Origin of the sequence: Flavobacterium ustbae (assembly GCF_003946915.1) — a bacterium.
Taxonomy (GTDB): Bacteria; Bacteroidota; Bacteroidia; order Flavobacteriales; family Flavobacteriaceae; genus Flavobacterium; species Flavobacterium ustbae.
In genome coordinates this window covers 178,981-203,595 of sequence record NZ_RPOC01000003.1, presented here as the reverse complement: position 1 = coordinate 203,595, position 24,615 = coordinate 178,981, and the positions used below count along the sequence as shown (strand labels likewise).

Annotated in this window: 21 protein-coding genes and 1 other RNA gene; 13 read left to right on the top strand and 9 right to left on the bottom strand. The window is 34.5% G+C overall.

The features are described 5' to 3' along the window. Positions 1-223 precede the first annotated feature (223 nt). Positions 224-397, bottom strand: a complete 174-nt coding sequence (locus tag EG814_RS06575) for a hypothetical protein (RefSeq protein ID WP_111288649.1) — start codon at positions 395-397, stop codon at positions 224-226. Between the two features lie 274 nt (positions 398-671). Between EG814_RS06575 and fumC the strand changes: the two genes are divergently transcribed. Continuing rightward, on the top strand, positions 672-2,057 hold the full coding sequence (fumC, locus tag EG814_RS06570) for a class II fumarate hydratase (protein WP_125720137.1): 1,386 nt from the start codon (positions 672-674) through the stop codon (positions 2,055-2,057). A gap of 93 nt (positions 2,058-2,150) precedes the next feature. On the opposite strand, the gene EG814_RS06565 is transcribed toward fumC, so the two are convergent. Then, the gene (locus tag EG814_RS06565; protein ID WP_125720135.1) at positions 2,151-3,353 is read right to left on the bottom strand and encodes an NAD(P)-dependent oxidoreductase; all 1,203 of its coding nucleotides are present in this window, start codon (positions 3,351-3,353) and stop codon (positions 2,151-2,153) included. Between the two features lie 241 nt (positions 3,354-3,594). Here EG814_RS06565 and EG814_RS06560 point away from each other — a divergent pair, with 241 nt between their 5' ends. The 10 genes from EG814_RS06560 (at position 3,595) to EG814_RS06515 (ending at position 12,325) form a co-directional block, all read left to right on the top strand. Beyond that, on the top strand, positions 3,595-4,797 hold the full coding sequence (locus EG814_RS06560) for a serine hydrolase domain-containing protein (protein ID WP_125720133.1): 1,203 nt from the start codon (positions 3,595-3,597) through the stop codon (positions 4,795-4,797). Positions 4,798-5,047: 250 nt separating this feature from the next. Continuing rightward, positions 5,048-5,445, top strand: a transfer-messenger RNA (tmRNA) gene (ssrA, locus tag EG814_RS06555). Between the two features lie 156 nt (positions 5,446-5,601). Then, a complete protein-coding gene (locus tag EG814_RS06550; RefSeq protein WP_235830923.1) occupies positions 5,602-6,174 on the top strand; it encodes a Crp/Fnr family transcriptional regulator in 573 nt (190 codons plus the stop codon). Between the two features lie 82 nt (positions 6,175-6,256). Beyond that, the gene (yddG, locus tag EG814_RS06545) at positions 6,257-7,150 is read left to right on the top strand and encodes an aromatic amino acid DMT transporter YddG (RefSeq protein WP_317133040.1); all 894 of its coding nucleotides are present in this window, start codon (positions 6,257-6,259) and stop codon (positions 7,148-7,150) included. A gap of 68 nt (positions 7,151-7,218) precedes the next feature. Continuing rightward, complete coding sequence (locus tag EG814_RS06540; RefSeq protein WP_125720129.1) at positions 7,219-7,914, top strand: nitroreductase family protein; 696 nt, start codon at positions 7,219-7,221, stop codon at positions 7,912-7,914. A gap of 178 nt (positions 7,915-8,092) precedes the next feature. Next, positions 8,093-8,422, top strand: coding sequence for a hypothetical protein (locus EG814_RS06535; protein WP_125720127.1), 330 nt, complete (start codon positions 8,093-8,095; stop codon positions 8,420-8,422). Continuing rightward, a complete protein-coding gene (locus EG814_RS06530; protein WP_164515283.1) occupies positions 8,403-9,332 on the top strand; it encodes an FAD:protein FMN transferase in 930 nt (309 codons plus the stop codon). The genes EG814_RS06535 and EG814_RS06530 overlap by 20 nt, the downstream gene beginning before the upstream one ends. After that, a complete protein-coding gene (locus EG814_RS06525) occupies positions 9,311-10,582 on the top strand; it encodes an RnfABCDGE type electron transport complex subunit C (RefSeq protein ID WP_125720123.1) in 1,272 nt (423 codons plus the stop codon). Before EG814_RS06530 ends, EG814_RS06525 begins: the two co-directional genes overlap by 22 nt. Then, positions 10,579-11,664, top strand: a complete 1,086-nt coding sequence (locus tag EG814_RS06520; RefSeq protein WP_206430289.1) for an RnfABCDGE type electron transport complex subunit D — start codon at positions 10,579-10,581, stop codon at positions 11,662-11,664. Before EG814_RS06525 ends, EG814_RS06520 begins: the two co-directional genes overlap by 4 nt. Positions 11,665-11,674: 10 nt before the next feature. Then, positions 11,675-12,325, top strand: coding sequence for a nitroreductase family protein (locus EG814_RS06515; protein WP_164515282.1), 651 nt, complete (start codon positions 11,675-11,677; stop codon positions 12,323-12,325). A 292-nt stretch (positions 12,326-12,617) separates the two neighbouring features. Here EG814_RS06515 and EG814_RS06510 read toward each other — a convergent pair whose 3' ends face one another. Beyond that, the gene (locus EG814_RS06510) at positions 12,618-15,896 is read right to left on the bottom strand and encodes an AsmA family protein (RefSeq protein ID WP_125720117.1); all 3,279 of its coding nucleotides are present in this window, start codon (positions 15,894-15,896) and stop codon (positions 12,618-12,620) included. Positions 15,897-16,175: 279 nt separating this feature from the next. Here EG814_RS06510 and EG814_RS06505 point away from each other — a divergent pair, with 279 nt between their 5' ends. Both EG814_RS06505 and EG814_RS06500 read left to right on the top strand, forming a co-directional pair. After that, entirely contained in the window at positions 16,176-16,817 is a 642-nt protein-coding gene (locus tag EG814_RS06505; RefSeq protein WP_125720115.1) for a DNA alkylation repair protein, read from the top strand. Positions 16,818-17,000: 183 nt separating this feature from the next. Then, positions 17,001-17,393: a Rid family hydrolase gene (locus EG814_RS06500; protein WP_125720114.1), complete on the top strand. Its 393-nt coding sequence runs from the start codon at positions 17,001-17,003 to the stop codon at positions 17,391-17,393. Between the two features lie 129 nt (positions 17,394-17,522). Here the strand turns inward: EG814_RS06500 and EG814_RS06495 are convergent, their stop codons facing one another. The 6 genes from EG814_RS06495 to EG814_RS06470 form a co-directional block, all read right to left on the bottom strand. After that, the gene (locus tag EG814_RS06495) at positions 17,523-17,705 is read right to left on the bottom strand and encodes a hypothetical protein (protein WP_125720112.1); all 183 of its coding nucleotides are present in this window, start codon (positions 17,703-17,705) and stop codon (positions 17,523-17,525) included. Positions 17,706-17,768: 63 nt separating this feature from the next. Further along, positions 17,769-18,173, bottom strand: a complete 405-nt coding sequence (locus EG814_RS06490) for a ribonuclease E inhibitor RraB (RefSeq protein ID WP_125720110.1) — start codon at positions 18,171-18,173, stop codon at positions 17,769-17,771. 213 nt (positions 18,174-18,386) lie between these two features. Beyond that, complete coding sequence (gene ppk1, locus EG814_RS06485; RefSeq protein WP_164515281.1) at positions 18,387-20,405, bottom strand: polyphosphate kinase 1; 2,019 nt, start codon at positions 20,403-20,405, stop codon at positions 18,387-18,389. Positions 20,406-20,681: 276 nt separating this feature from the next. Continuing rightward, the gene (locus tag EG814_RS06480; RefSeq protein ID WP_125720106.1) at positions 20,682-21,587 is read right to left on the bottom strand and encodes a glycerophosphodiester phosphodiesterase family protein; all 906 of its coding nucleotides are present in this window, start codon (positions 21,585-21,587) and stop codon (positions 20,682-20,684) included. A gap of 8 nt (positions 21,588-21,595) precedes the next feature. Next, positions 21,596-23,170: a calcineurin-like phosphoesterase C-terminal domain-containing protein gene (locus EG814_RS06475; protein WP_125720104.1), complete on the bottom strand. Its 1,575-nt coding sequence runs from the start codon at positions 23,168-23,170 to the stop codon at positions 21,596-21,598. Positions 23,171-23,180: 10 nt separating this feature from the next. Further along, positions 23,181-24,614 carry a SusD/RagB family nutrient-binding outer membrane lipoprotein gene (locus tag EG814_RS06470; protein WP_125720102.1) on the bottom strand — a complete coding sequence of 478 codons (1,434 nt, stop codon included), beginning with the start codon at positions 24,612-24,614 and terminating at the stop codon, positions 23,181-23,183. Position 24,615: the final 1 nt, after the last annotated feature.

Sequence of the window (24,615 nt, the reverse complement as noted above, 5' to 3'; positions counted from 1 at the left end):
AAATCTCAAATTTCAATCTAAATTATTGAAATTTGAGATTTTCTGTTTTCAAAACTCTATTCAACTTTCTCAAAGTTTAAATCTTTGAGAAAGTTCTAAACTCAAACAATTTGAATTTGGAATTTCAAAAAATTGGAATTTTTCTTTTTTTTATCCAAAATCGCAAATTTACAGATAAAAAAAAGAACCCAATGGGTTCTTTTTTTATGACATCAATCTAAAATTAAATAGATTGTTCTTCTTGTCTTTTTCTGGCTCTTTTTTCTTTAATCATTTCCCAGCTAGCTCCCGTAACCCAGTAAGATACGAAACCAACTAAGAAAAACATTAACCAAAACCCTATAGTTAGTATGGTTAAGAAAAGTAAAAAACCTAAGTACTGTGAAAATTCAAACATGTTTTCCGGAATTTTTGAATGTTACGACAAATGTAGGGCTTATATTTTTTCTCAGCAATAAAATCTAAATCAATTTTCGTTAAATAACATTTATCCGTATATTTATACTCATTTTAAATAAGCTTTTTTTTAGAGGTTCTAAGGTACTGAGAAGCTAAGGTACTAAGTCTTTAAGACTTTAATATTCTGAGAGAGTAACAGCAAACCACAAACCACAAACCACAAACCATAAACTATCATCCATTAACAATAAAAAACAAATATTTTATAAATAATGAAATACAGAATAGAAAAAGACACTATGGGCGAAGTTCAAGTCCCAGCCGATAAATATTGGGGTGCACAAACGGAACGTTCTAGAAACAACTTTAAAATTGGCCCATCGGGATCCATGCCAAAAGAAATCTTAGAAGGTTTTGCCTATCTTAAAAAAGCCGCAGCTTACGCCAATTATGATTTAGGTGTTTTGCCAATCGAAAAAAGAGATGCGATTGCAGCGGTCTGCGACGAAATTCTAGAAGGAAAACTCGACGATCAGTTTCCGCTGGTAATTTGGCAGACAGGTTCTGGAACACAAAGCAATATGAACGTTAATGAAGTAATTGCCAACCGCGCTCAAGTTCTTAAAGGCTTTGAAATCGGCGAAGGAGAACAATTCATAAAAGCCAATGACGATGTAAACAAATCGCAATCATCAAACGATACTTTTCCAACTGGAATGCACATCGCCGCTTACAAAATGGTTGTAGAAACTACGATTCCCGGAGTTGAAAAACTTCACGCAACTTTAGCCAAAAAAGCTGCTGAATATAAAGACGTAGTGAAAATTGGCCGTACGCACTTAATGGACGCAACTCCTTTAACTCTAGGTCAGGAAATTTCTGGATATGCCGCTCAATTAGCTTTCGGATTAAAAGCTTTAAAAAACACTTTAGCCCATTTATCTGAAATTGCTCTTGGCGGAACTGCAGTTGGAACGGGATTAAACACTCCAAAAGGTTATGATGTAAAAGTAGCACAATACATTGCAGAATTTACCAATCATCCTTTTATAACTGCGGAAAACAAGTTTGAAGCTCTTGCCGCTCACGATGCTATTGTAGAAACGCATGGAGCTTTGAAACAATTGGCTGTTTCTTTAAATAAAATTGCCAATGATGTTAGAATGTTAGCTTCTGGACCACGTTCTGGAATTGGCGAAATTCATATTCCTGAAAACGAGCCTGGCTCTTCTATCATGCCAGGAAAAGTAAATCCGACGCAATGTGAGGCTTTAACAATGGTTTGTGCCCAAGTTATCGGAAATGATATGGCAATTGCTGTTGGCGGAATGCAAGGTCATTATGAATTGAATGTTTTTAAACCTGTCATGGCAGCCAACTTTTTACAGTCGGCACAATTGTTAGGTGATGCTTGTATTTCTTTTGACGAACATTGCGCACAAGGAATTGAGCCTAATCATAAACGCATCAAAGAATTGGTAGATAATTCCTTAATGTTAGTTACCGCTTTAAACACCAAAATTGGATATTACAAAGCCGCAGAAATCGCTCAAACAGCTCATAAAAACGGAACAACTCTTAAAGAAGAGGCTGTTCGTTTGGGATATGTAACACCAGAAGATTTTGATGCTTGGGTGAAACCAGAGGAAATGGTTTAGTTTAAGCTGCTAAGTTGCTAAGGTTCTAAGCTGCTAAGTTTTTTATATTTGACTTAGTGCCTTAGAACCTTAGTTGCTTAGTACCTTAGTAGCTTATTTTCCATCTACATAATCCTGAAGATAGCTGAATCTTTCAGTTAGTTTTCCGTTTTCTGTGATTTTGGCGCGTTTTAAGATTCCGTCTTTATCGCCGTTGAAGAAAGCAGGAATTACATGTTCCATGAATTGTTCTCCAAAACCTTCGCTGGCATCTTTTGGAATTTCGCATGGCAGATTATCTACAGCCATTACCGCGACTGCCGCAGGATGGAAAAAATCAACTTCTCTGTCTTCTAAAGGAAAATACCCATATAAAGGATCTGCAATTGTCGAAGAACGGACTGTACACGCAATTGGTCCATTTACATCACAAGAAATATCTGCTACTACTTTTAATTTACAATCGCTTGCATTGAGCATTTCTTTGGTCAGAATCATTGGTGCATTGTTTGCATGAAAATGCCCTGCAAAATAAATATCAGACACTTTCGTGAATCTCTCAAAATCAGATTCATATTCTTCTGGATGATTAATAAAATCTACAAAATCCAAGACCTGTCCGTCTTTTCTTTTATTGTATTCCAAAACATCTAACTGAACGTAAACAGCTTGAGCATATTTTTTGGTCAAATAATTGTCTATTGTAATTTCTTTTATTTTTATAGCATCCAAAATTTCTTTTGCTCCACTCCCAACCTTTCCAGTTCCGGTAACTACAAATTTTAATGCAGGCATTGTGATGCGTTTTAAATGCTTGATTAAATCTTCTTTTCCTGAAAGTATCTCTGCTTTTGGAAGTGTAAACAATTCGAATTTAATTCCGAAAGCTCGAATTCCGTTATAAACTCCAACCATTCCCGCATATTTTCCAAAACCAATTAAACGGCGGTTATGTTCGTCTACAATAGTTTCGTGATCATATAAGTCAATATTTTTTTCTAAAACTGCCTGAAGTAATTTCCTGTTATGAGGCTGTTTTTTAATGGTATGAGAAAAAAAGAAATACGCTTTATTTGGAATCAGATTTTCTACAGGAACTTCTTTTACGCCAAACAAAACGTCGCAATCAGAAATATCATCTGCAACTGTGATTCCCATATTTTTATAATCATCATCAGAAAAAATTCTTATATCGGAACTTTCCACTTTTACAGCAGCATCGTGATATAGCTGTTTTAGTTTTGTCAACTCATTTGGTGAAAATACAACTCTTCTATCCGGCGGATTTTTTCTTTCTTTTATGATTCCAAATTTCATATAAAGTATTTTTTTTTAATTAAATAATATAACTTTTAGCATTGTATTTGTTCCAAATATAACAAATTTAGTTAAAATTTTGTTTTAAAAATTCTATTTAGAATGCTTCAAAACCGTTATAAGCTGAAAAACAAAGCACTAAATTTTCACATTCTTAAAGTTATGTTAAAAAACACAATTTTAAGCCTCAGAATTAAGAATACAACAAAATTGAATTCGATATATTTGTTTTTAAAGAACGATGCAAATGATTTTCCTTAAAAAAACAAAGATACCACAAATACTTTTTTCTATACTAGTTTTAAGTTCTTGTGGTCAAAACAAAAAAACGCAAATAGATACTACTCCAGAAGTCGAAGATACATTACCTAAAATGAAGCCGTTAGGAGCAGAACCAAAAGTTTCTCAGGCTTACAAAAATTCGGTGGTTGGTAGAATAAATCACTTTTACAATAAAAATTGGCCCAATAACAATATGAACGGAAGTTTTCTAGTGGCCAAAAATGGGCAGATTTTATTTGAACGATATAATGGTTTTGCTAACAAAAATGAAGGAACCAAAATTACACCCGAAACCCCTGTGCAGATTGCTTCGGTAAGTAAAGTTCTGACTGCATCAGCAGTTTTAAAACTGGTAAATGCAGGCAAAATTGAATTGGATCAAAAAGTAAATACTATTTTAAAAACTTTTCCATACGAAGAATGTACTATTAGAATGCTATTAGATCATCGTACAGGGATGCGTAATTATGCTTATTTTACAGATCGTGACAAATCGGTTTGGGACAGACATAATCAATTGACCAATAAAGATATTTTGGATATTCTGGCAACAAAAGATATTGGTTTAGAAGCTAGAACAGGAACTCGTTTTAGCTACTGCAATACCAATTATGCGATGCTAGCTCTTATCATTGAAAAAATTACAGGTTTGAGTTTTAAAGAAGCTATGGCTGAAATGATTTTCAAACCATTGGGAATGAAAAATACCTATGTATTTGACGACGATAAAGACCGAAAAAAAATTGTGCCTTCCTATAAGGGAAATGGTGTAGAAATTGGTTTTGATTACCTAGATAATGTTTACGGAGACAAGAATGTGTTCTCTACAGCACGAGACCTTTTAAAGTTTGACAGAGCAAGGCAATCACCCGATTTCTTAAAACCTGAATTATTAAAACAGGTTTATGTGGGCTACAGCAATGAGCGTAAAGGAACTAAAAATTACGGTCTTGGAATTAGAATGATTAACTGGGAAACAGGACAGAATTTCTATTTTCATAATGGATGGTGGCACGGAAACACTTCATCTTATATTACTTTAATGGAAGAAGGTGTAACGATTATCGCGCTGTCTAATAAGATGACTAGAAACACTTATGCGGTTCGTAAATTAGCTCCGATCTTTGGAGATTATCCTTTTAATTTTAAAGACGAAGAATAACCTTGATGTCTGTTAAGTTATTAGTCTTAAAATCCATAGCCTAAGTGAAAGTCTTAGAGCTTTTGCCACTATTGTTATTTTAGATTACATAAATTGAAAGAAAAGCAAAAACAATTTAAGCACTGATCTTTAAAACTTTACGTTTTCAACTTTGGACTAAGAACTAAGGACTTTAAAGACCACATTAATTTTTCTGAAAATTTTAGCAGAAAGTAATTTCAAATACTCTAAATTTGCAGACTTATTTTTTGGGGTCGACTGGTTTTGACAGCAAGTCGAATTGAACAGTAAGCACGTCGAGCATTGAGACCTTGCTCGTAAATATAAGATCTCAAACTTTTACACGGCGAAAATAATTACGCTTTAGCTGCATAATCCGAATCATAGTACGATTGCGCCACGTCTCTACAAGGTAGAGAAGCTGGATTCTCCTGGAAAGCCTTGGTTTGTGGCGTTCCGTTCAGGGGAACCGTAAAAATAAACCTAGATTTCTATGAGCTTCGGGTAGATTTCGAAAATTAAGAAGATAAGTGTTGGGTGGTTGTTTCTGGCCTAGCTCAACATCGAAAATCTAATCAGGAAATAAACGTGTAGAAAGCTCTTTAGTTGCTTGTTTGGACCCGGGTTCGATTCCCGGCGACTCCACAAAAAAGCCTGTAAACTCCTTGTTTACAGGCTTTTTGTTTTTAAGCACATGAAATTAAGATTACAGAAAAAAATTCTCCAAGTCCAAAGAGAATTTCAAAACCATTTATTTCATAATATTTATTAAATTAGAATCCAACTTTGCAATAATAAATGTCAATGAAGGAGCAGTTTAGAAAGCACATCGAAAAAATTTCACCAATAAGTGATGAAAAATTTGACTACGTATTTTCTTTTTTCAAGTCAAAAAAAATTAGAAAAAACACAATCATAATCAGTTGGGGAGATTTGGTTGCACAAGAATATTGGGTATTTAAAGGTTGTGTAAAGGCATCTTATCAGCTTGAAGACGGAAAGGAAAAGATTATCAGATTTGCTGTTGAGGACTGGTGGGTAAGCGATTATGATGCTTACTTTAAAAAAAATCCCGCTACTCTGAATATAGAATCTCTCGAAGACTGCGAACTACTGGCACTTTCTCTAGAAGATCGCGAAAGGCTGTGCACAGAACTTCCTGAAATTAATAATTTCTTCAGAAAAAAAATGGAAGGCGCTTATTCTGCTTTTCAAAGAAGACTTGTTTCTATGCTTAGCAATGATGCCAAAAAACATTATGAAATTTTTGTACAGCAGTATCCCATGCTAATAGAACGTCTTCCTAAGTCAGTTATCGCTTCTTATCTCGGAATTACGCGAGAAACGCTCAGTCGAATTTCTAATTCTTTTCCGTGATCTGCATCACGATTCCGGCGTGATCTGCATCATTTGATTTCATGGATTTTATCAAAATCTTTGTGTTTACATTTTAAACCTCATGATGACACAATCTAAAGCCACTGCCATAGGATTTGGTGCGATTATTTTATGGAGTTCTATCGTAGGACTTATCAAAGAAGTCAGTCATTCTTTTGGAACAACTGCGGGAGCTGCAATGATTTACACCACAGCTGCTGTATTTCTGCTTCTTAGTATAAAATGGATTCCGTTATCAAAGTTTCCCAAAAAGTATCTGATTTTTGGAGGCTTGTTAATGGTTTCCTATGAATTATGCCTTGCCCTTTCGATAGGTTATTCGCAAAACAGCAGACAGGCAATCGAAGTCGGAATGGTCAATTATCTTTGGCCTACTTTTACTTTGATTGCCACAGTTCTTTTTACTTCAAAAAAAGCAAACTGGCTGATTTTTCCTGGCATAGTTTTATCTATGCTTGGCATTGTCTGGGTTCTTGGAGGCGAACAGGGGTTTGATATTTCAGAAATGCTACTCAACATTCAAGCAAATCCAATAAGTTACGGGCTTGCTTTTTTAGGAGCGATATTATGGGCTGGATATTGTGTTGTGACTATTCGTATTTCGAATGGTGCTAATGGTATCACTTTCTTTTTTATACTCGTTGCGATTGTCTTATGGTTTAAATATTTATTACTTTATGATGATTCTCCGATGCATTTTAGCATTTCATCTGCTCTGTATCTCATCGCTGCAGGATGCGCAATGGGATTCGGTTACGCCGCATGGAATATAGGAATCTTGCACGGAAACGTTACCGCTTTGGCAGGAGCTTCTTATTTTACACCAGTATTTTCATCGTTATTTTCTTCCATTCTTTTATCAGCAGCTTTAGGATTATCATTTTGGCAAGGAGCATTTATGGTGTGTGGTGGTTCCATATTATGTTGGCTTTCAACTAGAAAGATTTCGAGATAAAATAAAGATTTTACTTATCCAAATTAAGGCTGGCGCAAATATGACCTGCAATTAAATAATTATAGAATATGGCAGAGAATAAAAAAACAATGACTAGAGCCGGTTTTTTAGGTTCAATAGGAAGAGTTGGGCTATTAGGCACACTTCCGTTTCTGGCATCAGCATGCGATGAAAAAGAAGCTACACCAATCATATATGAAGGAAACAGCACAGACACTATTGTGCATAATATACTAACCCGCAGATCTATACGCAAATACAAAGATCAAGATATTCCGAAAGAAGTACTGGACACCGTAATGAGATGCGCTATTTTCGCGCCAAGTGCCATAAATTCTCAGCCTTGGGAAGTGAGAGTAATCCAAAAACCAGAAATACTTACAGAGATTTCTAAACGCCATATTGATTACTTAAGAAGTGAGAAAAAAAACATTCTAGATCCAGAAAATCATAGTGTCAATTACCATGCACCGGTTCTGATAATTATTGCAAGAGCGATTAAAGGTACTGGAACATTACCCACTTTATTAGACTGTGGCCTTTTAACCCAGAATATTATGCTTGCCTCGCATGCACATAATCTTGGCTCCTGCCCGCTTGGAGGAATTGTACCCTTTCTAAACCAAGACAACAATGTTGATCTTCTGCAATTATTTAATATTTCTTCAGATTATGAAGTCGCGATAACACTTGCAGTGGGCTATCCCGACGAAAATCCAGAAGCTCCAATACGTTATAGCGATAAAGTAAAGTACATTAAATAAGAATTGTTTTGGTTATCGATCTTAAAACAATTCACAATAAAACGTAAAGGCTGTAAGAATACATCGATGACGAATTCAATTCATCATTGACTAATTCAATAAAACATTCTAATAACTTCTTTTTAACACAGGTACTTTATTTTTGAAAAAGCCCCATTATAATAACTTTTCTTCAAAAATGATTAAAATAAAAACGGAATATATTGCTCTTTATGTTTTAGGAATCCTACTGCTGCTTTTCGGACAGCGTAGTTTTTGGGAGAGTCTGCTTAAAGAAGCTGATGACAAAAAAGAAGCGCTGAAATTAAGAAAAGAAGCAGAAGAAGCTTTTTCTCAAAAATTTGAAGTTCAGAAACTGGAATATGATTCTGTTAAACGTATTTGGAAAAACAATGCGCTTTATTTTCAGACTATACATACCGGCAGTATCAATTTTAAAGCGCTGAAAAACAAACCCAAAACTGTTGTAGAAACAAACGATGACGAAAATGCTTCAGAAAGTTCCTAAACAATATTTGGCTCAAACGCGCAACATCTTTCATTGCAATTGCAAAATTAAAATCCCAATTGAATTTAGCGAAGAGCTTTTAGAAAGAGCTTTTGAAGTACTGGAAGAAATAGACCTAAAATATAATTCTTATGTATCGGGTTCCTATTTCAGTTGTATCAATGAAAATAGAGGAAACTGGACGCCTATCGACCAAGACTGCGTTGAGATGATCAGAATGATTAAAAAAGTCTCCCTTATCACCAAAGGACATTACGATATTACGTGCATGCCATTATTGCAACTTTGGGGATTTTACAAAGAAAATAATCACAGTCTGCCAAAAAAAGATGAACTCGCCACTGCGCTTGAAAAAGTCAATTTTAGATCGATTGCTATAGAAGGCTTAAACGTCAAAATAGGTGCTGAACAGGAAATTATTACGGGTTCTTTTATAAAAGCTTTTGCTGTTGATAAAACTATTGCGTTTCTCAAAAGCCATGGCGTTGCAGATGCCATAATAAATGCGGGAGGAAGCACCATTTCATCATTGAACGATGCATCTCATACAGCTTGGAAAATAAATATTCCTGATGCTTTGAGTAAAGATGTATTTAAAACTGGTCTTCAGATCAATTCGCAGACATTCAGCCTTTCGGGTAGCATCGACAATAATTTGCTAATAGATGGAAAAAAATATGGCCACATTCTGGATTGTATAACTGGTTATCCGGCTGAAAATCTGCAGACAGGAGTTCTTACCAAAAGTGCTTTTTTGGGAGATGTACTTTCTACTGCGCTTTTTACAGTTCCTGCAACAATACGTGATGAAGTGATAGCTGAATTGAAACAACATTTCGATTTTGATTATTTTATAATAGACAACGACCATAAAAAAATAGTTACAGAATGCTTTCAATACCTTCGTTAAAGAAAGAAACAAAGAAAAAACAAATCGAATCTCTAGAAGATCCGGCAGATTTTTATATACCATTGTCAGGATATAAAGGTATGATGGAGCCCGTTGTGAAAATTGGAGAGACTGTAAAAAAATATCAATTAATTGCCGAAGGACCTAATATTGCCGGCAAAATGCACGCTCCTGTTTCTGGGATTGTTAATGCTTTTACAACTATTGGAAATAAGGCTTTTATCCATCTGATAAATGATTTTAGAGAAATTGAAATTCCCGCTCCGTATTTTGATGCTTCCCAAATAAATCTCGAAATATTGCAGCAAACACTATCTGACTGCGGTATTCAAGGAGCTGGAGGATCACAGTTTCCTACACATCTGAAATACACTATAGGAAAAGAGAAAATCAATACCCTGATTTTTAATGGTGCTGAATGCGAACCCTATTTAAGCAGCGATACTGCATTGATGCAATATGAAATCTCCGAGCTTTTGCAGGCGGCTAAAGTCCTGCAAAATGTACTTGGGTCTCCTGAAATAGTATTTGGTATTGAAAAACACAATAAAACGCTCAAAACGCTTCTTTTAGAAAATGCACAGAAAATACAATTAGCTGTCAAAGTACAGATTCTTCCTGATACGTACCCACAGGGAGGTGAGCTGCAGCTCATTAAATCAATCACAAAACTGGAACTCCGAAAAGGCACTATTCCATCTCAATATGGCATTCTGGTTAATAACATCGGGACGTTAAGAGCGGTTTATGATGCGGTTTTCAAATCACGCCCTATGATTGAACGTATTGTTACCATTTCTGGAAATAGTACGTCTAAAAGCAGGATTTTCAGAATAAAAATAGGTACGCCAATTGCCCATATTTTAAATTTGAATGATAATCATTGGAATCCCGAAAAACAAACAATTGTTATGGGAGGCGCTATGATGGGAAAAAGCATCGATTCTCCTCTGCAACCCATTGAAAAAGGATCTGGCGGTCTATTGATTCTGAAAAAATTAAAAACAGCAGCAAATAACTGTATTAAATGCGGTTTTTGTATTGATGTTTGTCCGCAGAAACTGATGCCTTTAGAATTTGTAAGACATAATATTGATGATGATCTTAAATCGCTTCACAGTTTTAATCTGCAGGATTGTATTGAATGCGGTGCGTGTGCTTACATCTGTCCGAGTGATGTGGCCCTGATGGAAAATATTTTTGAAGGTAAAATAAAATTATCTGCATTGGCAGAAAAATCACTACAATGAAAACAGCTCCTTTTATAAAACCTAAATTTAACAGTACGCAAAAGGTAATGCTTGACGTTGTACTGGCCTTGCTGCCAATTGTCATTATAGCCTGTTTCGCATACGGCAGTCTGGTAATAATACAGTTTTTAACCGCTATTACGGTTGCCCTCCTAGCAGAATTTGTATTGTCTGCTTTTCTCCTAAAAAAATACAATACAATACTCGATGGTTCGGCTGTGGTTACTGCTTTACTCCTAGTTCTTACGCTCTCACCGCTCGTGCCTCTGCATATAGTAGCCTTCGGGGCTGCTGCAGCAATTTTATTTGGAAAAATATTATGGGGTGGCCTAGGTAAAAACACTTTCAATCCGGCACTTGCTGGAAGAGAATTTATGAGTGTCTTTTTTGCTTCGATAATGACTTCTTCTGAATTATGGAAAACCAAAGGCTTTGTAAAAACACCGTCAGAACAGCTTCTTCCGGCTGCAGACCATTCTGTTTTTAGCGAATATCTGAGTGCAATGGTTTACAAAACTTCGGGCGCAGTGGGCGAATATTCTATTCTTTTCATAGTTCTGGGCGGATTGTATCTGTTACTACGCAACAGAATCAGCTGGCACATTCCTTTTGCGTTGCTGGCTGTTTTTACCTTACTGCTTTGGCTTCCTGGAGGCACGCAGCTTCATTATTCTACAGCTGGCTTATTGCTTGGCACTATTTTTATGGCAACCGATATGCCTTCAAGTCCTGCAACTCCAAACGGAAAATTGTATTACGGCATGATGACAGGTTTGGTTATTTTTATATTAATCAAAGGTGGCGTGCAGTTTGAATATATGTCTTACGCTATACTGCTCCTCAATGCTTTCTCACACCAAATTAGTATACAGTTCCGTCCTTCAGCATGGGGAGATCCAACTGACTGGAAACAAAAAGTAGAGCCTGTTTTTAATCTTACTATTAAAATTTTAGGTGCTGCTTTTGCAGTATTAAGCCTTTATTATTACGATCTTATTCAGTATGTTGTTTTTCTGTACATACTATACTTGATTACTAAATTCAACTTCTCCTTTTCAAAAAAAATTAACAATGCAATTTAAGAGTAAAAACATGAAAAAATTATTTGTGGCCGCAATGGCAACTGCCCTATTTTATGGATGTAGCGAACCCAAGATCGAACGTACTGTTTTTCAAGGCAGTTCTAGAGAAGCAATTGTCAGTAATATTTTAAAACGCCGATCTATTAGAAAATATACAGACAAGCAGGTTACGCAGCAGCAGCTTGACACGATAATGAAATGTGCTATATACGCCCCGAGCGCGCTTAACAAGCAGACATGGGAAATTCGTGTTGTTCAAAACCAAAAAATATTGGACGAAATCAACAAAAGATTTCTTGCCTTTGCACAGGGCAAAGAACTACAAGGAAGTGCATCACGTTACCGAGAAGAGGGTTTCAGCATTTTCCATCACGCTCCAACTTTGATTGTAATGGCGGGAGAAAAAGGAAGCAATTACACCAAGCTTGATGCGGGTCTTGCACTGCAGAATATATTACTAAGTGCCAATGCTCTTGATCTTGGTACTTGCCCTATAGGTTCTCTGGTACCAGTGCTTAATCTTCCCGAAAATGCAGACATCCTTAAACTCTTGAACATTCCCGAAGGATATGAAGTTACAATAAACGTCGCACTTGGCCATCCTGCTGAAAGTCCAGAAGCACCTATCAGATACAGCGATAAGGTTAAAATCATTAGATAAATCAACAAATTTTGAAGGAATAATTTCAAATATTTTGGCTTCCTAAATTTACTTCCAAAAGACTTTTATTGAAAAGATTTTCAGGTTGTTCATTTACACTTTTGAAGAACAATTATTTAGAAAAAGTGTCCATACATTATTCCAGAAAACTCCAAAAAAAGGCAGAAAATCATATGACTTTCTGCCTTTTTTATATTAAAAAACTCATATTATTTAAGGATTTACATTCAATTAGCCAATTTCTGAAATTTAAAAAAAACTTTATCCTCTACATAATACTTTCCGCGCCTTTTTAATGGCTTCCAGATACTTGTAAAGAGTCTTTAACTCGCATTCTACGACGTTCTGGCGCCATATTTTTAAGCTCACTTTCTTCTGCAAAACTCGTGTCTTCTTTAAATTTTCCTGTTGAAATTTCAAAATCGTCTGCTGTACCTGTAATTTTCATCGGAACATTTATAAGCCCCATTGGCGGAAGACCTAAACGAAAACCGACATTTATTTTTCCATCCATTGTAACCTGACCTTCAAGTTTACCTCTAAATCCAGCCATTTTCATGGTTGTTGGCGTAATAGTCATTACATTATTTTTAATGACAGAATGTATGGCAATTTTATTAAATGACGCTTTTTCTAAATCAGTAGCATCGGCTTTTTTGGCAACGTGGTTTAAAAGCTTAAAATTTTTAAACTTTATATCTTCCAAAGTCAGTGTTCCTTCTCCGTCAATAGATTTAAAATCAATATCCATATTCTGGTCAATGCTTCCTCCAAGCTGGTAATCAATCGATACTAATCCGTAGGCATCTTTAGCCATACTCACCAATTCGGCAAAAATCGGAATTTCTGCGTATGCGCGTTGGATATCAAAATTACTGGCTTTAAAATTGGCATTGTATTTCGCTAAACGCCTATGCTGTGCTTTGTAATCCCCAGTCATTGCTATTTGAGTGCCGGCCATATTAAAGGCCGCTTCTTTTACCTCAACCTTTCGATCTTTAACTTCCAGATTTCCTATAAAATCTTTAATCTTATAGGTATCAAACTCAAGATCGTGAACTTTAGCCGAGATTTTCAAATCGGCTGTACTTGGAATTCTAATGACGTAGTTTTTGTTCTTATCGTTTTTGTTTTTTGCATCGTCGTTTTTTACATCGTCGTTTTTTGCAATGGCTTTTACAGAAACAGAATCCTTTTTTTGCACCGCTTCTTCTTCCGCTTTCTGATCTGTATATTTTGCAATCATGTCAAAAAACTCATTAGCATTGATATGATTACTCGTAAGATTGATATCAGCTTTAAGCTTTTCGTTATTTTGGCGCAAATACTTTCGATTAAAAAGATACCTTAAAATATTATGTATGGAACCATTTAACACGACATCGGATTTACCGTAATGGAGATTAAATTCCTCAAAACGCATCTTATCTTTAAAAAATTTAAATGTTCCCTTAGAAACCTGAAACGTTTCTGGAAATAAGGCACTTTTGATCACAATATTTTTGGCTTCGAGTTTTCCGCCATTTTTTATATTATCATAATTTTTGGCATCTAAATCTTTTTTAGAACCTTTAGCAATCAAATTGGTTTGAATTACTCCTGAAACACTAACATCTTTAATCGGGAATATTTGAGTTAATTTACCCACATCTAAAGTTCCTTGAGTCTTAATATTATAAACCAAATCATAAAGATTGGTAACCTCTCCTTGCACTTTAAAAGGCGATCCTGCCAAAACAAATTCAGCTGGTTGCAATTTTACATTTAAATCTTCTCCTGTACCTTTATGACTTGATACGGCTGCGTTTACGTTTATATTTTCAATCGGAATATTAGGGAATTTAAGTGATTTTAAATATCCATTTTTAATATTTACCAGGGCTTTCGATGATGGATATTTTTTCTGTTTACTGTTTAAAACACCATGCATGCTTACTTTTAAATTTAAATCTCCCTTAACTTCCAAACTGTCCAAAGGGTAAAATTGATGAATTTGGGCTAAATTGATTTTAGATTCCAATTCTGTATCTACTGTAAAAGGATATAATTTATGAAGTTCAAAACGTCCGCGAACATAATTATCTAAAGCTTCGGCATTCAAGTTGGTTATTTTGGCCGTAACGTTGCGCAAGATGCTGTCCTTTGCTGTTAAACTTAAATTTAGGCTCACATTTTTTATGGCATCATTTTTCTTTATATTCTTAACATAGCCATTTTTTAAGCTAAGGTTCAACTGAAACTTTGGAATACTTTTTATAATAGTATCTATTTTATTCAAACGCGGGCTGAAACCTAAATCACGTAAAAATACACCATCGGCCTTTAGGTCTAAAGCCACGTTCCCGCGAATATCATTATCATTAAAATGCATTGCATTCTGAAATTTAGCTAAATCTAAATCGGCCTTTAATGCTGTTTTAATTTTTAGTTTTTTAAAACCCTCAGAATGAAAATTAAGTGTTGTTTTCTTTTTATCCAGATTGAACGAAAGATCGTCTAAATCAAATTTTAATTTATTAATATCTAAATCTTTAATCTGGGCTTTGGCCGAAATGTGAATGTCTTTTATCGGTTCCTTAATTTTTTTATAAGCAATGGTGCCACTATTAATTTGCAAATCGGCAGATACAATTGGTTTTTGTGATTGATCCTGCATATATTTTCCTTTTGCAAATATTCTAAAATCAATATTACCAGTAATGGTCATTTCTTCACGCCACTTGTCATAAGCCGGAGGAACAAGCGACAGCATTTCTTCTAATGTAGAATTCTTAGACTGCATACGCAAATCAAAATCATATCCTCCTTTTATGAAGGCAAAATGACCGTTAAATGAAAATGGAAAATTTTTAATACGAATAACATTTCGCTCAAACTTAAATTTAAGCGCTTTGGCATCAATGTAAGTGATAATTTCAGCATTAATTGGTTTATTACGAACGTAATCAAGGCCTTCTAAGCTAAAATCGAATGATTTTATTTTTACTTTTGAATTAAGATCAAAATAATCTGCACTCAAATCTCCAATTCCTTTGTAATTAAGGTCCTGAACCTTAAATTTTAAATGAGTACTTCGATCATTATAAGATATATTCGTTTTTTTTATAACAATCCGTTTGATATTAAATTCTGTCTGAGTAGTATCTTCAGAAGTTTTGGATGATTTTACAATATTAAAATTTGCATGCCCTTTAGCGTCTATTTCCAGATTTAAATCGGCTTCATCAAGATAAACAGCATCCAAAACAATTTTACCTTTTAGCAAGCTGTAAAAATTCACACCAGCAGATACTCGATCTGCTTTTACAACATTTGCCAACGCAAATTGGGTCTTTTTGTTTACTATGCTAACATGTTTAGCGTAAACAGTTAATGCCGGAAAATGTTTGAAAAGAGAAAGTCCAATTTCATCAAAACGCACTTCTGCATCTAGTTTTTCATTTGCTATACTTTCCAGTTTATTCGTTATTTGATCCTTAAAAATATAAGGAACAATCGTTAGAATTATTACTAAAAGTAAAAATAGGCTTACCAGGAAAATTGTAAATTTTTTGAAAAACTTCTTAATCATTTTTATAATGTACCGTTTATGAACTAAAAATAGAACTTTAACAACGACAAAAAAACCTTGTACGATATATTAACTAAAAAATAACAACCACAAAAAAACTAACTAACTTTATACTTTCATTATCAGCAACATGGCAATATATAAGTTTGACGTAACAATAGATGTAGCAAAACTATTTATATCCAAATCGACAAAATAGTTCTAAATTAGAAATAAAAAAACTTTACATAAACGCACTTAGAATTAAGACAAACGCTTGTTAAACAAATATGCATTGAAATGAAACTATCATCAAAAGCAGAAAAAATACTGAAACAAATCGACGGGAAGAATACTAAACTTGGAGATTTGCGAATCCTTGCTAAGGATATAAAAAAAGATCATGAACTTGCATTGGAACTTTGGTCAACTGAGCATTTTTTTGCCCGACAATTGGCCATCTTGATTATGGATAAGAAACTCCTATCTGAAGAAGCAATTGATAATTTTGTAGCTGACATTGCCCAACATAAGGAAAATGAAAAACTTCAGCTTATTGACTGGCTTTTTGCAAATCAGCTAACCAAGGATAAAAAAACAATTGCACTAATTGAAAGTTGGGAAGAAAGCCAATCTCCTTTAAAAAGACGAATATTTTGGTACTATCAAGCACGTTTGCGCTGGACAGGAAAACCGCAGCCAGACAGCGAAATATTACTTTCTAAAATTGAAAAGAAAATTGAAAACGAAGAGCCCGAAGTACAATGGGCAATGAATTTTTTAGTAGGATGGATAGGCGTTTACGAAAAAAAGCTTCGGAAAAATTGTATCGCTCTTGGCGAAAAAACGGAGCTTTATAAAGGACAAATGGTATCAAAAGGCTGTACACCAGACTATTTACCAGAATTCATTGTGATTGAAAGCAAAAAGAGAAATTTATAATTTATTTTGTTTAAAATCTTAATATAAGTTAAACCCCAGCATCCTTTTTACTTTTTAATAATATTACGAAATATCGTAACGCTTATTTTTTGCATTTATAAATAACTCCCTAAATATTAGATTTTTAAATAATTGGTTCGATGATTGTTTTTTAATAGAATCAAAATTTTAAAAACCTAAATTATGCTAAACTTGAAAAAAGAATTAGGCACATTAAACATGCCTTGGGAAAAAGAATATGGTTATGCGCAAGCTGTAAAAAATGGCGATACGCTTTGGATTTCGGGACAATTGGGACACGATAAAGAGGGAAATCTTGCCGTTGGAATGGAAAGCCAGTTCGAAAAAACTTATGAAAATATTCAAATTTTACTAGATAATTTCGGCATGAACGCAGACGATATTGTAGAAGAGGTTATTTATGTTACCGATATGGCCTCTGCTTTTCAAGCAAGAAAAAGAATCGGAACTGCTTTCTATCCCAACCCGCAAAGAGTTGCCAGCAGTATTGTTGAAGTAACCGGACTTGCGCTTCCAGGACAAATGGTAGAGATAAAAATTGTAGCAAAAAAATAAGTTTCAACGATTCATATCTAAGACTTTATTTTACCCAAAAAGCCTTTTCTAAAAAAGGCTTTTTTTTATTTGATATCCATCTTTAAAACAGTACGATTTCAAAAATTGAAAATTCTATACCAATAGAAATCATTTTGCATTATTTATCAGCTCCCACACTACCTCAAATTCTAGCATAGCCTTTAGTCTTGTGCCGCAGCTCAGATAAATCCAAGTTCCTAAAGGTTCGTCTGCTGGGAAAAGACAGGTTATGTGCGAAACTATAATAGTGTATTGCATAAGGTCCTCTGTTCTGAACTGGATTGTTTTCATTGGTCTTTTACTTTTATAAATTTGATATTACAAATTATTTCTGTTGGAAAAAGATTGGATTTGCTATTTTGCTGCTGGCACAATTTTCCAGTTTTCAAAACTACAGTCGTATTGATAGCCCAGTTCGCACATTTCTCCAGCCCATTTACTTAGGGTTTCGTGCATCATTTTGATAGCGGTTGTTCTTCCAGAAATCACAAAAAGCTGTTTGTCATGAGATGCGATGGCATGGTTAACGATGTAATGCTTTTTTTGAATTTCTTTTTCTAGATTTTGAGCTTTTTCTAAAGTATTGGTATAAAAAAAGTAATCAATCTTTAATTCATCCTCTTCCTCGACTGCTGCATCACGCAATGTTACAAGCGATTCTATAGCCGCTCTAAATTGGGTTCCTTGATTAATTATAAAATCAGTTTCAGAGACGAACTGTTTTTTTTGTTTGTTTTTGAAAAAACTTAAGATTTCCATTTTGGTTTTTAAAGTTTAAATTATTACTTAACAAAACAAACATATATAAATCTAGAATCGCATTTTCATCGGTAATAGAAACTTAACACCATATCGAACAGATCAATAGGTTATCTACAAAGACATAACATATAGCAAATGTTAATATCATCAATTATTAAAAAACAAAGATTATTGAGTTTTCTTTGGAGTTTATTTTGCTAGTCGTCTTTTCTAAAATTTATTCGCCACCGCAATCATATTATAAATTTCTGTTTGTGCCCTGCGTTCTGGCATTTCACCGCTCTTTTCTAAATCATTAGTTCCAAAACTGTTTATGGTTCTTTTCTTTGTGTTATCGCTGAGCTGTAAGGCAATAATTTCATTTATTTCTGTAATATGTTTTTCGTCTGTTAAGGGAAAAGCCACTTCTATTCTTCTGTTTAAATTTCTGCTCAACATATCTGCAGACGATAAGTAAATTTTTTCGTTACCGTTATTGCCAAATTTATAGATTCTGGCATGTTCTAAAAACATATCTACAATTCTATAAATTTTTATATTCTCCGTTATACCTTTTATTCCTGGCAATAAAGTGCAGATTCCACGAACGATCAATGTCACCGCTACGCCTGCTCTACTCGCCTCAATAAGTTTTTCTATAACATCTTTTTCATCGACTCCGTTTACTTTTAAAAATACCGAAGCTTTTTTACCCGCTTTTTTGTTCGTTATCTCGTTGTCTATTAACTCTAAAAGACTTTCTTTCATATTAAAACCTGCAGCTAAAATATGTTTTGGTGCGCCCGTTTTTTTCTTGGTTTTTAAAAATGTAAACACCTTTTTTAAATCGTCTGTATATTTTTTTTCTGAAGTAAAAAAACCAAAATCAGAATAAACGCTAGCGGTACTTTCATTAAAATTACCAGTCGACAAATAATTGTAATGTTTTTTATTTCCATATTTATCTTTCATGATCACCATAGCAATTTTAGCATGAACTTTTAAATTCGGCATACTTTGAATGATTTTTATACCGGCATTTTTCATTTCTCTTGACCAGAATAAATTATTATATTCATCAAAACGTGCTTTTACTTCTACAAAAACAGTTACTTTTTTACCATTTTTAGCAGCACTTATCAAAGCATTGGCAATTAATGACTGAGATGAAATTCTATACAATGTAATTTTTATCTCCAAAACATTTTTATTAATCGCAGCCTGATTAAAAAATTGCAGTACGTAATAATACGACTGATATGGAAAATGTAGCAACTGGTTTTTCTTATCTATAACTTCAAAAATAGATTTCCTGTTTTCAAAAGGCAAATGTTTGAGTCCTGGATAATTTGTTCCCTGAAGATTAGGCTTAGCAGGATTTGGAAACTTAAATAAATCATACAGATTATGATGGCTTCCGCCTTTTATCATTTCTTCTTTTTTAAGTCTGAATGCTTTTTTACATACCGAAATAGTTTCGGCATCCATACTAGAATCATACAGGAATCTTGTTGATGAACCGCGTTTGCGTTCTTCTATTTTTGCCTCAATTTTTGCAATCAAATCTCCTGAATTTTCATCTTCGATCAGATAATTTTCGTCACGATTTAATTTTATAGCATGACAAGAAACCACTTTTCCAGAAGGAAATATAAAAGATAAACAATTCTTTATTATAGTGTCTATCGAAATTATATAATGTGTATCTCCCTGACTTTGCAATTGTTTATATCGATCCAATTTGTCTGAAGGAATATTCAGGTAAGAATAGCTGAAATTACCTTCGGTGTCTTTTAATTTTACCAAAAAATACAAACCGCGATTATTTAAAAAGTATGTTTTGGGCTGATTAAGAGAAATATAAACTATCTGAATATAGGATAATATGATGCTTTTAAAATAGTATTCTATTTCCTGCAAATGCGTATCTAGAATTTCTTGATTTTCATAATAAACAATATTGTGCATTTCTAATTCTGGCAGTATCGAATTCTTCCAGATCGCTCCAAATCTATTTTGCTGTGCATTAACTTCTATCAAGATTTTCTCCAGCAGTGCTTTATTCTTTTTTGAATTTTTAATGAACAGCTTTCTGATTTTAACTCTAAAAAATTCGTCCAAATTTGAAGAATGAATGGCCAAAAATTTGATTCGCTCGTATAAGGCATTAGTTGAATCATCTGCCTCTTCTAAAATACAGCTGTTAAAAGAAAGCCATGAGATTTCTGAAGGTATAAGGTAGTTTTCCACTTTTAATAAGAAAATAAACGGGTTTATATTTATATACAGAATTGTAAATTTGATGATAATTTATTTTAAATGATAAACGCAGGCACTCTCTTTAACGAAAATTTAATGAATCGTTAATGTAGCTTTTAATTCGTAAATCCATTTTATGGTTGCGAACATGAATATCTTTATTATGCTCTATTATGCTCTTTTTTTTGATCGAGATAAAACAAAGAAAAGGCCTTCAGTTTTACTGAAGGCCAAATAAAAAAAAACACTAAACACTTGAAAAAAAAATTATCTTTTTTTCAAAACTCTTTCTGGATAATCTGTAATAATTCCGTCAACTTGAAGCTGTATCATATTATCGATATCCTGCTCGTCGTTAACGGTCCAAGGTATTATTTTCATTTTCAGCACTCGAAGTGAATCGATTGCCGGTTTGTCAAGCAATTTATAATGCGGACTATAAATCTCTGGTCTGAAATTAAGTAGCAAAAGATTTTTGGACAAACTGCCTTTTCCGACTAAATAAGCCAATTTTGTTTTAGGAAATCTTTTGTGCATTACGTTCAATACCGCAGGATCAAAAGACTGAATATTGATCATTTTTTCAATTCCTTTTTCTTGAATGATTTTCATGACCATTTCTGTAAAAACTTCTGGCTCTGGCTGACTTTTACCATATTCCGATTTTTCAGATTTGATTTCGATATTATATCGCACTGGTTTCAGCTTGTTTTCGGCAATGTATTCCTCAACACTATCAATAACTTCAGACAGCAATGGCTTGTATGTTTTCTGCTTTTGCTGCTGCGGAAAATTCAAGTTTCTTCTAGAACCGCTGTCAAACTTTCTAATGCTGTCGTACGCCATATTGTAGAGATTGAAGCTTTTTTCTTTTTCTTTCGAAATTGGCTTTCCTTGCGAATCCAAAGTGTATTGCGAAGACATAAAAGGTTCGTGCGAAACAACTACTTTTTGGTCTTTAGAAATTACGACATCCAATTCTACAACATCGACACCTTTTTTTACAGCGCTAATAAAAGCCGGAATGGAATTCTCTGGAAAATTACCGCGATCGCCACGATGTCCTTGCACTTCAATTACTTTTTTCGAAGAAACTGCTTTTTGACTTCCACAAGAATATACTGCTAAAACCGTTAGCAGAACACAGCTTATCTCTTTGATTTTAAACATCATTTATTGATTTATTTTACCTTATCAATTCTGTAAGTCGTATTGGCAGTATGCGTTTTGCCAAACATATCTATCGCTTTAATTTCGATAGCGTGTTCGCCAATCGCCAAATCAGAAGGGATATTTCCTCTCCAAACGTGTGTGCTTTTTTCAGGGTCTGAAGAACGTTTTCCGGGCATCAGCACTTCAGACAATTCCCATTCGTAAACCAATTCTACATACGACGGATCTTGCACTTCTACATATTCCATTTCTTTCCATTCGCCTTGATCTACTCTATACTGTACTTTGTCTTTTTTACTTCCCATAAAAAAATTGGCAAATACACCCGATTTGGTACGTTTGGCTTTTGCGACTACTTTTGGAGCAAAAACCTTCATTTGGTAATTCTCTGGTTTTCCTGCTACTTTGTAATCTACGGTATATTTATTTCCGTTAAAATGAATAAAAGCATATCCTTTTGGCGTTCCGTCTCTCATAACCGAAATTGGAATTCCTTTTTCATCCAATTTTCCAGAATACCAGTCACCCGATGTTGTCCCGATATTGTAATGATGATGTGGCGTTTCCTGCAGCCATCCGTCTTTTTTACCTAAGAAATCCTGTCTTTGCATGTGCGTATGCGCCGAAAGCGAAAGTGTATTGGGGAAATCTTTTAGCAATTCAAATAATTTCTGGCGGTCTTCATCTCTAAAAGAATCATCTTTAGGATCTGGCTCACTAATCGGAATATGGAAAGCGAGTACGATTAAATTCTCTTTTGGAACCGCTTTTAAATCATTTGCTATAAACTGCATTTGCTCTTCTGTAAAACCTCCCCAATATCCTTGCTGATCTCTTGGGTCAGGGTATAAAACATCATCTAGAACAATAAAATGCACTTTTCCGTAATTGAATGCATAATTGGCTGGACCAAAATGCGCTTCGTAAGTTTCATCGGCTAGATTATCTGCTTTGGCATCAAAATTTAAATCGTGGTTTCCTAAAAGATTGTACCACGGAATTCCGACTTTCTTTACTGCTTGAATATATGGATTAAACAAACTAAGATCGTTTCCGACTAAATCTCCCATACTTAATCCGAATGGAATATTTTTGATTCCTTCTACTTCGGCAACAATTCCTCTGGCAAAAAAGTCAACTTCTTCCAGATTATACGGCTGAGGATCACCAAAAATTAGTGCTGTAAAGTCGTTGGTTTCTTTTTGAAGCGTTAATCCAAAATCTACAGATTCTGGAAGTTTTCCTGTTGGAGCAACACCTTCAAATTTACCTTTTGGAGAACCCGCTGGTTTATAATTGTAGAAAAACTGAGGCAAATTGTCTTTATTCACCTGAATTTTATAACCTGACGGTTTGATTACCGCAATAATCGCATCATTTGGCAAAGGCAGTTCGTAGTTTCCTTTTTTGTCTGTCAAAACCACTTCGCGCCCGTTAGTAACGGCAACGTTGGCAATTCCTTTTTCTTTTTTCTCTTTTTTACCGTTTTGATTTAAATCTTCAAATACGATTCCTTTTACAGTTGTCTGTGCTGTCAGAACACCACAAAACAATACTGCACTATATATAAATGTTTTTTTCATTTTTTTAAATTTATTTGTCCCACCAAACTTTAGTATTGATATTATCTCCTCCCACCATTTCAACAGCTTCCAAATAATTTTCATTATTTTTAATCTGCTGATTATCTGGATAAGTAAATCTCGATGGCATAATTCCATCATTTACCATCGCTGTAGTTTTTGGCAGTACAGGAAATCCAGTTCGGCGGTATTCAAACCATTGCTGATAATCTGTAAAATACAAAGCGTAGTATTTTTGAAGCATGATTCTTTCTAATGTTCCGTTGTACTGCGCCTCTGGTTTATCAAAATAGGTTGCTGGAACAACCGCTTTTACATGTTCAATCGCTGCTTTAACGCCATTTTCGTAATGCCCTTTCGCATCTGCTATAAGTCCGCGTTGAGCCAATTCTGCTTTAATGAATTCAACCTCAGCATACGTCAGAATATAGATCTGCATTGGATTTTGAGCCTGCACATTCAAAAGCGTCGATGCATTATATTTAAATTGAGAATCTGAGCCTGCATAACCGCTGTCAATTCCTTTAAAACCAATTGGCGCATTGGTAACCAAAGCTGTTGCTCCAGTTGCAATAATCGCTCTTCTTGGATCTTCTAAAGTATTCAGGTTATCAATAAAAAAAGAAGCCATTTTGATGCTCAAATTAAAATCCTGCGGTCTTCCCCACGGAGAGACATTTGGTGCAATACCTGTTACTTTCAGAATTGCTCCTTCAGCTGTATTGGTAAAAACGGGATAAATTTCCGGATGATCTGCCATATAAGCCAGTTTTGTAAAAGCACCTATTTCTGTTCGGTTAGAAACTCTTAACAGCAATCTCATTTTAAGAGAATTGGTAAACTTTTTCCATTTCAGAACATTATTTTGAAACAGAATATCTTCGGTATAAATCATGGCTCTACTGGTATCGTAAAGCTTATTTGCTTTTTCTAAATCGGCCAAAATGGTTTCATAAATAAACTCCTGTGTATCGTATTTCGGATACAAAATTCCATCTTCACCTCGCGCTGCTTCAGTCATCGGAACTGGCCCAAAAAGGTCCGTAAGGTTGGCGTAAACCAATGCATTTAAGGTTAAGGCAATCGCTTCGTAATTTCCGTCTCCAGCTTTTACAGAAGCCATGCGCATTTCTCTGATATTCGAAAGCCATTTGTAGTAATTATTCCAAGCCGAATTTCCAATATTATTACTCACATCATAACGGTGAAGTCCTCCCGTGATACTTGGAAAAGGAAGTGAAACCTGCATTAAATTGAAGGTAACATCTACACTCTGTGTGGCATTCTGCGAAGCAATTCCGTAAATAATCGGGTTCAATAAAGTTCCCGGACTTATTTCGGTAATTAGATTCGGATTCTCATTTAGTTCTTCAAAACCATTTGAACACGAAATTGTCAGTCCGGTAAGAAGTAGAATTATTGCTGTGATTTTTATCTTTTTCATT

Bases quoted from the DNA above. Each gene is read 5' to 3' on its own strand.
- EG814_RS06535 (WP_125720127.1), top strand. From the start codon at position 8,093: ATGATTAAAATAAAAACGGAATATATTGCTCTTTATGTTTTAGGAATC.
- EG814_RS06550 (WP_235830923.1), top strand. From the start codon at position 5,602: ATGAAGGAGCAGTTTAGAAAGCACATCGAAAAAATTTCACCAATAAGT.
- EG814_RS06560 (WP_125720133.1), top strand. From the start codon at position 3,595: ATGCAAATGATTTTCCTTAAAAAAACAAAGATACCACAAATACTTTTT.
- EG814_RS06575 (WP_111288649.1), bottom strand. From the start codon at position 397: ATGTTTGAATTTTCACAGTACTTAGGTTTTTTACTTTTCTTAACCATA.
- EG814_RS06520 (WP_206430289.1), top strand. From the start codon at position 10,579: ATGAAAACAGCTCCTTTTATAAAACCTAAATTTAACAGTACGCAAAAG.
- EG814_RS06470 (WP_125720102.1), bottom strand. From the start codon at position 24,614: ATGAAAAAGATAAAAATCACAGCAATAATTCTACTTCTTACCGGACTG.
- yddG (WP_317133040.1), top strand. From the start codon at position 6,257: ATGATGACACAATCTAAAGCCACTGCCATAGGATTTGGTGCGATTATT.
- EG814_RS06515 (WP_164515282.1), top strand. From the start codon at position 11,675: ATGAAAAAATTATTTGTGGCCGCAATGGCAACTGCCCTATTTTATGGA.
- EG814_RS06510 (WP_125720117.1), bottom strand. From the start codon at position 15,896: ATGATTAAGAAGTTTTTCAAAAAATTTACAATTTTCCTGGTAAGCCTA.
- EG814_RS06500 (WP_125720114.1), top strand. From the start codon at position 17,001: ATGCTAAACTTGAAAAAAGAATTAGGCACATTAAACATGCCTTGGGAA.
- EG814_RS06540 (WP_125720129.1), top strand. From the start codon at position 7,219: ATGGCAGAGAATAAAAAAACAATGACTAGAGCCGGTTTTTTAGGTTCA.
- EG814_RS06475 (WP_125720104.1), bottom strand. From the start codon at position 23,170: ATGAAAAAAACATTTATATATAGTGCAGTATTGTTTTGTGGTGTTCTG.
- EG814_RS06530 (WP_164515283.1), top strand. From the start codon at position 8,403: ATGCTTCAGAAAGTTCCTAAACAATATTTGGCTCAAACGCGCAACATC.
- fumC (WP_125720137.1), top strand. From the start codon at position 672: ATGAAATACAGAATAGAAAAAGACACTATGGGCGAAGTTCAAGTCCCA.
- EG814_RS06480 (WP_125720106.1), bottom strand. From the start codon at position 21,587: ATGATGTTTAAAATCAAAGAGATAAGCTGTGTTCTGCTAACGGTTTTA.
- EG814_RS06495 (WP_125720112.1), bottom strand. From the start codon at position 17,705: ATGAAAACAATCCAGTTCAGAACAGAGGACCTTATGCAATACACTATT.
- EG814_RS06525 (WP_125720123.1), top strand. From the start codon at position 9,311: ATGCTTTCAATACCTTCGTTAAAGAAAGAAACAAAGAAAAAACAAATC.
- EG814_RS06490 (WP_125720110.1), bottom strand. From the start codon at position 18,173: ATGGAAATCTTAAGTTTTTTCAAAAACAAACAAAAAAAACAGTTCGTC.
- EG814_RS06565 (WP_125720135.1), bottom strand. From the start codon at position 3,353: ATGAAATTTGGAATCATAAAAGAAAGAAAAAATCCGCCGGATAGAAGA.
- EG814_RS06505 (WP_125720115.1), top strand. From the start codon at position 16,176: ATGAAACTATCATCAAAAGCAGAAAAAATACTGAAACAAATCGACGGG.